The 10,096-nt window shown below is 70.6% G+C and carries 11 protein-coding genes; 9 read left to right on the forward strand and 2 right to left on the reverse strand.

Going from position 1 to position 10,096, the window contains the following annotated elements; all coding sequences use genetic code 11:
- Positions 1 to 126: 126 nt before the first annotated feature.
- The 4 genes from ACFXJ5_RS24725 (at position 127) to ACFXJ5_RS24740 (ending at position 2,669) form a co-directional block, all read left to right on the forward strand.
- Entirely contained in the window at positions 127 to 732 is a 606-nt protein-coding gene (locus tag ACFXJ5_RS24725; RefSeq protein ID WP_384634939.1) for a sigma-70 family RNA polymerase sigma factor, read from the forward strand.
- Positions 729 to 1,520, forward strand: coding sequence for an anti-sigma factor (locus ACFXJ5_RS24730; protein WP_384634942.1), 792 nt, complete (start codon positions 729 to 731; stop codon positions 1,518 to 1,520). Before ACFXJ5_RS24725 ends, ACFXJ5_RS24730 begins: the two co-directional genes overlap by 4 nt.
- 89 nt (positions 1,521 to 1,609) lie before the next feature.
- A complete protein-coding gene (locus ACFXJ5_RS24735) occupies positions 1,610 to 1,873 on the forward strand; it encodes a hypothetical protein (protein WP_384634945.1) in 264 nt (87 codons plus the stop codon).
- A 523-nt stretch (positions 1,874 to 2,396) separates the two neighbouring features.
- Positions 2,397 to 2,669: a DUF1905 domain-containing protein gene (locus ACFXJ5_RS24740; RefSeq protein ID WP_384634948.1), complete on the forward strand. Its 273-nt coding sequence runs from the start codon at positions 2,397 to 2,399 to the stop codon at positions 2,667 to 2,669.
- 20 nt (positions 2,670 to 2,689) lie between these two features.
- On the opposite strand, the gene ACFXJ5_RS24745 is transcribed toward ACFXJ5_RS24740, so the two are convergent.
- A complete protein-coding gene (locus ACFXJ5_RS24745; RefSeq protein WP_384634951.1) occupies positions 2,690 to 3,835 on the reverse strand; it encodes a type ISP restriction/modification enzyme in 1,146 nt (381 codons plus the stop codon).
- 76 nt (positions 3,836 to 3,911) lie between these two features.
- A complete protein-coding gene (locus tag ACFXJ5_RS24750) occupies positions 3,912 to 4,703 on the reverse strand; it encodes an SGNH/GDSL hydrolase family protein (RefSeq protein ID WP_384634954.1) in 792 nt (263 codons plus the stop codon).
- A gap of 306 nt (positions 4,704 to 5,009) precedes the next feature.
- Between ACFXJ5_RS24750 and ACFXJ5_RS24755 the strand changes: the two genes are divergently transcribed.
- From ACFXJ5_RS24755 to ACFXJ5_RS24775, 5 genes are all read left to right on the forward strand, one after another.
- Positions 5,010 to 6,221, forward strand: coding sequence for a S8 family peptidase (locus ACFXJ5_RS24755; protein ID WP_384634957.1), 1,212 nt, complete (start codon positions 5,010 to 5,012; stop codon positions 6,219 to 6,221).
- Between the two features lie 138 nt (positions 6,222 to 6,359).
- A complete protein-coding gene (locus ACFXJ5_RS24760) occupies positions 6,360 to 6,773 on the forward strand; it encodes a hypothetical protein (RefSeq protein WP_384634960.1) in 414 nt (137 codons plus the stop codon).
- A 2-nt stretch (positions 6,774 to 6,775) separates the two neighbouring features.
- Positions 6,776 to 7,873 (forward strand): GNAT family N-acetyltransferase, encoded by a 1,098-nt coding sequence (locus ACFXJ5_RS24765; RefSeq protein ID WP_384635225.1) that lies wholly within the window; start codon positions 6,776 to 6,778, stop codon positions 7,871 to 7,873.
- A 395-nt stretch (positions 7,874 to 8,268) separates the two neighbouring features.
- Complete coding sequence (locus tag ACFXJ5_RS24770; RefSeq protein ID WP_384634963.1) at positions 8,269 to 9,057, forward strand: glycosyltransferase family 2 protein; 789 nt, start codon at positions 8,269 to 8,271, stop codon at positions 9,055 to 9,057.
- A 2-nt stretch (positions 9,058 to 9,059) separates the two neighbouring features.
- On the forward strand, positions 9,060 to 10,096 hold a 1,037-nt coding region (locus ACFXJ5_RS24775), incomplete at its 3' end, for a glycosyltransferase family 2 protein (protein WP_384635228.1).

Below are 10,096 nucleotides of genomic sequence, written 5' to 3' on the forward strand. Positions count from 1 at the left end.
TGGCTTCAAGTGCCGGTGCCCTGTGGCAGAGGCGCTCACGGGGGTGTTCGGAGACCGGGCGGCAACGGATTGGTCGATGGGGCAATCCGCTGAGATCCCTCCCTACGAATGCCTGTTGTGAGGACAATGACGAGGCCTGAAAGGGGAGGAGACGCGGTGCATGTGGTTCGTAAGGACATCCGGGACAGCCAAGAGGCCGACCGGCTGCTGCCGTTGGTCGGGCGCGGCGATCATCAGGCCTTCGAGGAGCTGTACAACCTGGTGGCGGCCCCCGTGTACGGGCTGGTGCGGCGGGTGTTGCGGGATCCCGCGCAGTCCGAGGAGGTCGCCCAGGAGGCGCTGCTCGACGTGTGGCGCAGCGCCCCCCGTTTCGACCCGGGGCGTGGCACGGCGCTGGCCTGGATCCTGACCTTCGCCCACCGGCGGGCGGTGGACCGGGTACGGTCGGCGCGCGCCGCCTCCGAGCGGGAGCTGCGGGTCGGCCGGCGGTCCGACGGGCCCGCCTTCGACCAGGTCGCGGAGGCCGTCGAGGGCACCCTGGAACGCGAATGGGTACGCGGCTGCCTCGAGCGGCTGACGGAACTGCAGCGGCAGTCGGTGACCCTGGCGTACTACGAGGGCTACACCTATCGCGAGGTGGCCGGCCGCCTGTCCGTGCCGCTCGGCACCGTCAAGACACGCATGCGCGACGGCCTCACGAGGCTGCGCGAATGCCTGGGGAGCGCGGCATGAGTCGCCGAATCCACGAACTCGCCGCGGCCTACGCGCTGGACGCGTTGGAGCCGCGTGAACTGCGCCGTTTCGAGCGGCACATGACGCGCTGCGAGCCCTGCGCCTACGAGGTGCGGATGCTCGGCCAGGACGCCGTACGCCTGGGCCGCGCCGCCTCCTTCCCGCCGCCGCTGTTCATGCGTGACCGGGTGCTGACGGCGGTGCGTACGACGCCGCAGGAGAGTGCTTCGCCGGTGCGCGCGGCCCGGCCGGCCGCCACCGCGACACGCCCGAGGTCGCGGGCCAAGCCCCGGATCCGGCTGACGACGGTCGCGGCCGGCTTCTGTCTGGCGGCGGCTGTCGTGCTGGGTGTGCTGTTCGTACGTACGGATGCCGAGCTGGGCCGGGAGCGCGACGCCTCCGCTGCCGTCAACCAGGTGCTGGCCGCCCCCGACGCGACCGCCAGGAGCGGCAGCGACAGCCAGGGCCGGGGCATCACCGCCGTCGTGTCGAACTCGCTGCACCGGGCGGTGGTGACCATCCACGGACTGCCGTCGGCGCCGGCCGGGCGGGTCTACCAGCTGTGGCTGATGGGCGGCGACGCGGCCTCCGTACGATCGGTGGGCCTCCTGCCGTCGAACGGCGGTCCGTTGGTCGCTACCGCACTGAATGACCGTTCCACGGCATTTGCGGTGACTGTTGAGCCGGATGGCGGATCTCAGCAGCCCACCACCACCCCCGTCGCCCAACTCCCCCTGACGGTGCGGGAAACCGGCACTATCGCGTCAACAGCCTTGACTCAGAGGTGAATCCGAGGCAGGGGATGCGCGGGTGACGCAGCCAGGCGATAGGGTTACCCTGCCCGGTGCCGGGTGCCCTCGAACGGGTGGGGAGTGTCATGGAACAGATAGCTATGCGGAGCAGGCCGCGCGTGCCTGCCATCAACTGCGGAAACAGTGCGTCCAGCGCGCGCGTCGACCGTCATCTCGCGATACTGGGCGGCCCTGCCCTGCCCCAGCGCGAGACGGAGGAAGCCACGCTGCTGATGCGCGAGCTGACCTCGCGCGACCGCTCGCACACCAAGGCCAGCCGTGGTGCCCGCGTCTCGCTCTTCGCACCGCTGCGACGGCTGCGCCGTTCGCTGTTCGGCAGCCGCGGCTGAGCCATCGGTTCCTGACGGGTCCGGAAGACCGCACTGTCCCGGCACCGCGCCGTGCCACCCCTCGGCGCGTCAGTGCGATCGTCCGGACCTGTCACTTTGTCGATTTGTCGTAACGACGCCACCGCCAGCGGCGCACACGCCGCGAGTGGCCCCTCCCCCCCGACGCCACCACCGGGTGCGCCACCGGCCAGGCCGCGCCCGCCGTGCCTGCCGTCCCGTTGCCGAACAGCTCCCGGCGGGCCGCGCTCACCGCGCGGCCGTGCCGCCTGCACCGGGTGCGCCCTGTCCGTTCTGGGGTCGGGGCCGCCACCGGGCAGCCTCCTCAGCGCTCGAACGTGACCGGGGGCGTTGGGTTGCCCCCCGTGTGTTCTCGTCGCTTCCGGGGGCAACCCGGCGCACCCCCTCCTACGTATCCTCGCGGCTGCGGGTCAGTGGGGGCCTGTCCTCGCGGGTCGGCGATGAGTTTTCCCGCCCGCTTCCGTCTTACCTGGAGACACTGAAATCTGCTGATCAGAGGGCAGCCATGTTGGACAGGCAATTCACCGCGACCCTGCAGAAGAGCCCGAACAAGGGCGGCTGGACCTATGTCGTCTGGCCCGAGGCGGCCGACTTCTTCGGCACCCGTGGGTTGGTCAAGGTCCGGGGCACGATCGACGGTCATCCGTTCCGCAGCTCGTTCATGGCCCTGGGGGACGGCACCCACAAGCTGCCGGTGAAGGCGGACGTGCGCAAGGCGATCGGCAAGGGGGAGGGAGACACGGTGACCGTCCGCCTTGAGGAGCGGGTGGACGAATAGCTGGCGGCGCCGGGTCCAGGTCAAAGAAGGGCGTACTGGCCGTCCGGGCCTTCCTCGTGGTGGTCCAGTACGGAGGCGGGGCGCCGGGCAGTGTCCGGAACCGGCAGGACTCCCAAGGCGCGCAGTTCTTCCGCCCCGATGGGCTCGGCGGCGTCCACGCGGGCGGCGAGGTCAGTGCGGCGGGGTTCCAGATCGGCCAACAGGGCGAGCACGGTGACCAGTTCGAGCAGTTCGGAGGTGCGGGAGCGAGGCCAGGTCGGGGGGCGGATGGCCTCGAGGGTGCCGGGGGCTCCGGGGGAGGTGCGGCGCTCGCACCAGGGCTCGGCGAACGGCCAGGCGGCGGGCGGGACCGGGGAGACCAGTCCGGTGCCGAGGCGGAGCGCTTGCTCGGCGGGGTCGTAGGTGGCGGCGTCGGGTATGCCGGGGATCGCGGAACGAACGTAGGGGCGCCGACCGCCCGGCATGCGCGGTCGGCCGCCCGTGCCGAACCGTGCGCCGTAGGTGTGGAGCCATACGATCTCGCGGCCCAGCGAGACGCCCTCCGCCCAGAGCGCGGGGGACGCGGTGAGGGTGACCTCGGGGGTCGCGGCGACGGCTGTCCAGGCGAGTACGTCCTCCGGCGTGACCGGCAGGCCGAGGCGGTGGGTGAGGTGGCCGAGGAGGCCGGGGGCGAGGTTGGGGTCCAGGCCACCGGGACGGCGGTAGAGGGGGCGGATGGGGCCCTGGCGGCCCACCGGGAGGAGCGCGGAGTAGGCGGGCGGGGCTTCGGCCGCTTCCACGGTGTACAGCTGGTGCGTGGTGTCGGCGACCCGCCACAACTCCGGGCGGGCGGAGTCGATCACGCGGTTGTCCGGTATCAGCCACTGCCGGTCGAAGGGCTCGTGCATGACCTGGACCGGCTCGGGGCAGGGCCCGTCCTCCCTGGCCAGGCGCCCGCCCGGGGCGGGGTGTCCGGGCAGCTGCGGCACCGCTGAGCGCGGGCTGCGCGATCTCGTGACCTGGAACAGCGTGTCGCGCTCGGTCGGTTCTGTTGTGACCAGCCGGTCCCAGCGGGCCCGCAGGGTGGCCGCTTCGGCCGCCACCACCCAACCGCGCCCGAGCCGCAGCGGTGCGACCGCCCACGGCATGATCTCGGCCAGCGTCAGCGATGTCCCCACCACCCGCATGGTAGCCGCCGGCCCCCGGCACGGGCCGGGGGCCGGTGGGGCCGGGACGGAGCCGAGGCGGAGGTGGGGCTGAGCCCTACGCCACTGCCGCGAACACGGGGAAGTAGCCGCCGGACTGGCCGGAGGCGGTGGGGTGGTAGGACTCGTAGGTGGGATAGGTGAGGCTGTGCAGCCAGGCGGAGCCGGAGCAGAGTTCGTGCCCGGTGAAGCCGGAGCGGACGTCGGCGAAGGTGAAGCCGTGGTCGGCGGCGCGCTTGGCCGTGGTGTCGTCCAGGAGGTCGGCGGCGGAGTTGATGGCGGAGCGCTTGGTCTCGCTCAGGCCGATGCAGGTCGTGCCGAGCTTGTAGAAGCGGGGGTAGCCGAGCACCACGACGTGCGCGTAGGGCGCCTTGGCGGTGATGGCGTTGTAGACCGCGTCCAGCTGGCCGGGGAGGGTGTTGGTGGCGTAGGCGCGGGCGGTGTTGATCCGGCTGAGGCAGGTGGAGTCGGAGTAGAGGACGCAGGTGGTCATGACGTCCGAGAAGCCCGCGTCGTTGCCGCCGATGCTGATGCTGACGAGGGTGGTGGCGGAGCTGAGCGGGCCCAGCTGACTGTTGATCACGTCGGTGGTCTTCGCGCCGGAACAGGCCGTGAAAGAGAACCCGGACGGAGTATGCGCGGCGGCCCAGAGCGCGGGGTACGCCCTGGTGCTGCGGTAGCAGCTTCCGCTGGCGCTGTCGTAGCTGCCGGAGCCGACGCCGGAGGAGTAGGAGTCGCCGAGGGCCACGTACACAGGGCCTGCGGCGTGTGCCGAACCCGCACCGAACAGGGCGAGAGCGGCGGTAAGGAGCAGCGCGGATGCGGCCGCCAGGAATCGGGACAGTCTCATGAAACCTCCCTTAGCAGGATCTCTGCCGCATCTGTCGTACCAAGCGGTAACCCGTTCGGGAAGTGTTCATGCCAGAATTTCCTGACATGGACATGCGTGGGATTGCAGTCGTATGACAGGGCTATGACATCCGTTCAACACCCTTGTTCTACAGGCGTAGTTCGGTGAATCTTTAGCAAGACGAGAGACCAGGAATACCCAATTCTGACTCTCGGCCAGGTTCGCGATCCCGCGTACCGCGCACCCCCCACAAGAGCGCGCACGCACCACCACAGCGCGCCACCGATCGAGGAGGACTCCCTCGCGATGGCAGTGATGCGCACCACCAAGCGGCGGATCGCCGCAGCGTTCGCCGCTACGGCGGCCGCCGCCGCACTCGGCGCCGGAACCGCACTCCCCGCCCACGCCGCAGCTCCGGCGGAAGGCAAAGTCCTGCACGCCGACTCGCCCGAAGCGATCAAGGGCAGCTACATCGTCACGCTGAAGCAGTCGGCCGGCTTCAAGTCGGCGTCCACGCAGGGCAAGAGCCTGATATCCGGCTACGGCGGCACGGTCAAGAAGACCTTCAAGACCGCGCTGAACGGCTACTCGGCCAAGCTCACCGCCACCGAGGCGAAGCGACTGGCCGCCGACCCGTCCGTCGCCTATGTCGAGCAGGACCAGGTCGTCCACGCCGACGCCACCCAGTCGAGCGCCCCGTGGGGCCTGGACCGGATCGACCAGGCGAGCCTGCCGCTGAGCGGCACCTACACCTACCCGGACACCGCGGGCAGTGGCGTGACGGTCTACGTCATCGACACCGGCGTGCGGATCACCCACACCCAGATCAGTGGCCGGGCCTCGTACGGCTACGACTTCGTCGACAACGACAGCACCGCGCAGGACGGCAACGGCCACGGCACGCACGTCGCCACGACCATCGCCGGTTCGACGTACGGTGTCGCCAAGTCGGCCAAGATCGTCGCCGTCCGGGTGCTCGACAACAACGGCTCCGGCACCACCTCCGGTGTGGTCTCCGGCATCGACTGGGTGACCAGCAACCACACCAGCCCGGCGGTCGCCAACATGTCGCTGGGCGGCAGCGCCAGCACCTCGCTCGACACCGCGGTGGCCAACTCGATCTCCTCGGGCGTGACGTACGCGGTCGCGGCCGGCAACTCCTCCGCCAACGCGTCGGGCTACTCCCCCGCCCGGGTCGGCACGGCGATCACCGTCGGCGCCACCACCAGCGCGGACGCCAAGGCCAGCTACTCCAACTACGGCTCGACCGTGGACATCTTCGCCCCGGGCTCGTCGATCCTGGCGGGCTACAACACCAGCGACACGGCCACCGCGACCCTCTCGGGTACGTCGATGGCCACCCCCCACGTCGCCGGTGCCGCGGCCGTCTACCTGGCCGGCCACACCAGCGCCACCCCGGCCACCGTCGCCGGCGCCCTGGTCGCCGGTGCCGCGTCGAACAAGCTGACCAGCGTCGGCACCGGTTCGCCGAACAAGCTGCTCCAGCTCATCTCGTAACCGCAAGCGAAGAACGGCGGCCGTCGTCCCCTCGGAGCGGCGGCCGCTGGCTGCTTCCTGGCCGTTTTCTTGACGCGCCTGCCGGGGCTGCGCGACATTGAAGCCCTGCATCCGGCGTTTTGGGGGGCAAAGTCGCCAATGCAACCAACGCGCAAACAGACGCTCGGCAAGGAATCACTCCCACTGCTCGCCGGCGCCGCCGTCGGAGTGGGAGGCGTCGGCGCGGTGCTCGCCCTTGCGGACATCGGTTCGCCGATACGGGCCCCGTTCACCCTGTTCTTCCTCCTGGTCGCGCCCGGGGCCGCGCTCGCCGCCGCGCTGCGCGGCCTCGATCCGCTGAGCCGGGTGGTCATCGCGGCGGCCGGGGCCGTCGTGGTGGACCTCCTGGTCTCCCAGGGGATGCTGGCCCTGCACATCTGGTCCGTACGCGGCGGGGTGGGCGTCGTCACGGCGGTGAGCGCCACCCTGTTCCTGCTGCCGCTCGCGCGGCGGGCGTACAGCCGTGACGGCGGCTGTGACAGCGGCCGTGACGCGGAAAGGCAGACCCCTTGACCGTGGACATCTCGGTGTACCGCCCCGGCGATCTGACCGCGGCCGACCGGGCGGCGTGGGCGGAAACGCAGGCGCAGGCCGCCGCCATGGGCAGCCCGCAGCTCGACAATCCCTTCCTGGCACCGGAATTCGCCCTCGCCGTGGGGCGGCACCGCCGCGGGGTGCGGATCGCGGTGCTGCGCGAGGAAGGCGAACCGGTCGCGTTCTTCCCCTTCCAGCGCACCGCCGCCGGCGTCGGCCGCGCGGTGGGCCTCGGCCTCTCGGACTGCCAGGGCCTCGTGCACCGGCCCGGCTTCCAGTGGGACGCCCGGGAGCTGCTGCGGGCCTGCGGGCTCGCCGTATGGGAGTTCGACCACCTGGTGGACGGCCAGAAGCCCTTCGAGGAGGGTGCCGGTGGCTCGTATCCGTCACCCGTCATGGACGTGGAGCACGGCTACGCGACGTATCTCGGCCATATTCGGTCCCGTTCCCCCAAGTTCGTACGCACCACCCTCGCCAAGGAGCGCAAGCTGGCGCGCGACCTCGGCGGAGTCCGCTACGTCCACGACGAGCGGGACCAGGCCGCCCTGCGCACGCTCATGGAGTGGAAGTCCGCCCAGTACCGAAGAACCGGGCGCAGCGACCGCTTCTCCCGGCCGTGGATCGTCGAGCTGGTCGAGCAGCTCTTCCACTCACGCAGCAAGGGCTTCGCGGGGCTGCTGTCGGTGCTCTACGCGGACGGGCGGCCGGTCGCCGCGCACTTCGGGATGCGTTCGCCATCGGTGCTGGCGTGCTGGTTTCCGGCGTACGACCCGGCGTACGCCAAGTACTCGCCGGGGCTGATCCTGCACCTGCGGATGGCGGAGGCGGCGGCCGCCGAGGGCGTGGCGTATCTGGATCTCGGGCGCGGTGAGAAGGAGTACAAGGAGTCGCTCAAGACCCGCGATCTCACCGTCTCCGAGGGCTGGGTGACCCGCCGCCATCCGGTCGCGGTCGGGCACCGGGCCCGGCGTGCGCCGGTGCGCGCGCTGCGCAACGCGGTGACGGCACGACCCCGGCTGCGCGAGCCGGCGGACCGGTTGCTCAAGCGCGTGGGGCGGTTGCGCGCCGGAGCTCAATAACGGACATTGCCGGATATGGAAGATCAATGCGACAGGTTAGGTTCAATTCCAGTCAAACGTAACCATGTCACAGGTATTGCCATAGAGTCTCCATCATCAATACCGTCGTACATCAACCCGCATCGATCCATCACAGCCAGCGGCTCCGGGGAGGGCTCGTCAGTCGCGATGGATAGGCGCGGGGCGCGGTAGGGGGGTGCCGTGCTCGGTCACAGGGACATGTACCGAGTTGCGAGCCGCGCGGCCCAGACGCATGCCAACTCACCTTGCCCGCCAACAGTCGATGCCGCCTGTGCGGAACCGGCTGGGGCCAGGTGAAACCCCCCTTTCGAACCGGACACACCACTGGACCGCCCGGGGCGGGCGGTCCACCGGACGAGAGGGAAAAAGGACTCATGAGCTCCTTTTTGCGCCCGGTAGTCACCGGGCAGGCTCCTTCGGTCTTGCCTTCCCATTTCACCGAGGTCTCCTCGCACTTGGCGATCGCGCCGCTGGTCAGCGTGGTCATCCCGGCGATGAACGAGGCGGAGAACCTGCCTCACGTCTTCGCCACTCTGCCTTCCTGGATCCATGAGGTCGTCCTGGTCGACGGGCACTCCACGGACGACACGGTGAAGGTCGCACGCGAGCTGAGGCCGGACGTGCGGGTCGTCGCACAGACCGGAAAGGGCAAGGGCGACGCGCTCATCAGCGGATTCGCCGCCTGCACCGGCGAGATCATCGTCATGGTCGACGCGGACGGCTCGGCTGACGGCAGCGAGATCGTCTCCTACGTGTCGGCCCTGGTCGGGGGGGCCGATTTCGCCAAGGGTTCGCGCTTCGCCAACGGCGGTGGCACGGACGACATGACACCGATCCGAAAACTCGGCAACCACGTGCTCTGCGCGGTGGTCAACGCCAAGTTCGGAGCCCGCTACACCGATCTCTGCTACGGCTACAACGCCTTCTGGAGGCACTGCCTGGACAAGATCACCCTGGACTGCACCGGTTTCGAGGTCGAGACCCTGATGAACATCAGAGTGGTCAAGGCCGGCCTGCGAGTGCAGGAGATACCGAGCCACGAGTACGTACGGATCCACGGCGTCAGCAATCTGCGGGCCGTCCGTGACGGTCTTCGGGTGCTGCGCGTGATCGTTCACGAACGGCGCGAGCGCCGCCGCGCCCATCGCAAGGAGGTGCGGTGAGCGTGAGCGGGGAGCGCCCCTCCTTCTCGGTGATCATCTGCGTCTACACCGAGGACCGCTGGGGCGACATCCTCGCCGCGGTCGCCTCGGTGCGGGCGCAGAGCCTGCCGGTGCGGGAGATTCTGCTCGTGGTCGACCACAATCCCGGGCTGCTGCACCGGCTTGCGGAGCTGTACGCCGACGATCCTCCGGTCCGCGTCCTGGCCAACGCCGGGCCACGCGGGCTCTCCGCCGGGCGCAACACGGGCATCGCCGCCTGCGAAGGTGACGTCGTTGCCTTCCTCGACGACGACGCGGTCGCCGAACGCGACTGGCTGCACTGGTTCGCCGACGCCTACTCCGACCCCCTCGTCCTCGGCGTCGGCGGCCGCACCCGACCCGTTTGGGCCTCCGGCCGCCGACCCCCCTGGTTCCCCCGGGAATTCGACTGGGTCGTCGGCGCCTCCTACCTCGGCCAGCCGTCCGGGCGTGCGCCCGTGCGCAATGTGCTCGGCGGCAACGCCTCGTTCAGGCGGATCGCCTTCGACATCGCGGGCGGCTTCGCCACCGGCATCGGCCGCGACGGCGACCGCCGCCCGATGGGCTGCGAGGAGACCGAGTTCTGCATCCGCCTCTCCCAGGCCAAGCCCGGCGCCCTGCTTCTGATCGACGACCGGGCCGTCATCTGGCACCGGGTCCCCGCGCCCCGCGAGCGCTTCTCGTACTTCCGCACCCGGTGCTATGCGGAGGGGCTGTCCAAGGCCCTGGTGACCCGGAGCGTCGGTACGGAGGCCGGGCTGGAGACCGAGCGCGCCTATGCGTTGCGGGTCCTTCCGCGCGGTGCCGCGCGCGGCCTCGGGGACGCCCTCCGGGGCCGCCCCGGCGGCGCGGGCCGCGCCGCCGCGATCACCACGGGCGCGACGGTGACCGCGGCGGGGTACGCCGTCGCGCGACTGCGGGTGCGTGGCCGCAGTTCAGCCCGTCCAGCGTTTGAGGACACTCCCCCAGAGGGGCGTTCGGGGGTCCAGGGGGCAGGCCCCCTGGTTTCGGGGAGGGGCGG

It is taken from the genome of Streptomyces sp. NPDC059373, assembly GCF_042751495.1.
In the GTDB taxonomy this organism is placed as follows: Bacteria; Actinomycetota; Actinomycetes; order Streptomycetales; family Streptomycetaceae; genus Actinacidiphila.

Excerpts from the sequence above, each read along its gene's own strand:
- ACFXJ5_RS24735 (WP_384634945.1), top strand. The coding sequence starts at position 1,610 with ATGGAACAGATAGCTATGCGGAGCAGGCCGCGCGTGCCTGCCATCAAC.
- ACFXJ5_RS24745 (WP_384634951.1), bottom strand. The coding sequence starts at position 3,835 with ATGCGGGTGGTGGGGACATCGCTGACGCTGGCCGAGATCATGCCGTGG.
- ACFXJ5_RS24760 (WP_384634960.1), top strand. The coding sequence starts at position 6,360 with ATGCAACCAACGCGCAAACAGACGCTCGGCAAGGAATCACTCCCACTG.
- ACFXJ5_RS24755 (WP_384634957.1), top strand. The coding sequence starts at position 5,010 with ATGGCAGTGATGCGCACCACCAAGCGGCGGATCGCCGCAGCGTTCGCC.
- ACFXJ5_RS24730 (WP_384634942.1), top strand. The coding sequence starts at position 729 with ATGAGTCGCCGAATCCACGAACTCGCCGCGGCCTACGCGCTGGACGCG.
- ACFXJ5_RS24770 (WP_384634963.1), top strand. The coding sequence starts at position 8,269 with ATGAGCTCCTTTTTGCGCCCGGTAGTCACCGGGCAGGCTCCTTCGGTC.
- ACFXJ5_RS24750 (WP_384634954.1), bottom strand. The coding sequence starts at position 4,703 with ATGAGACTGTCCCGATTCCTGGCGGCCGCATCCGCGCTGCTCCTTACC.
- ACFXJ5_RS24725 (WP_384634939.1), top strand. The coding sequence starts at position 127 with ATGACGAGGCCTGAAAGGGGAGGAGACGCGGTGCATGTGGTTCGTAAG.
- ACFXJ5_RS24740 (WP_384634948.1), top strand. The coding sequence starts at position 2,397 with ATGTTGGACAGGCAATTCACCGCGACCCTGCAGAAGAGCCCGAACAAG.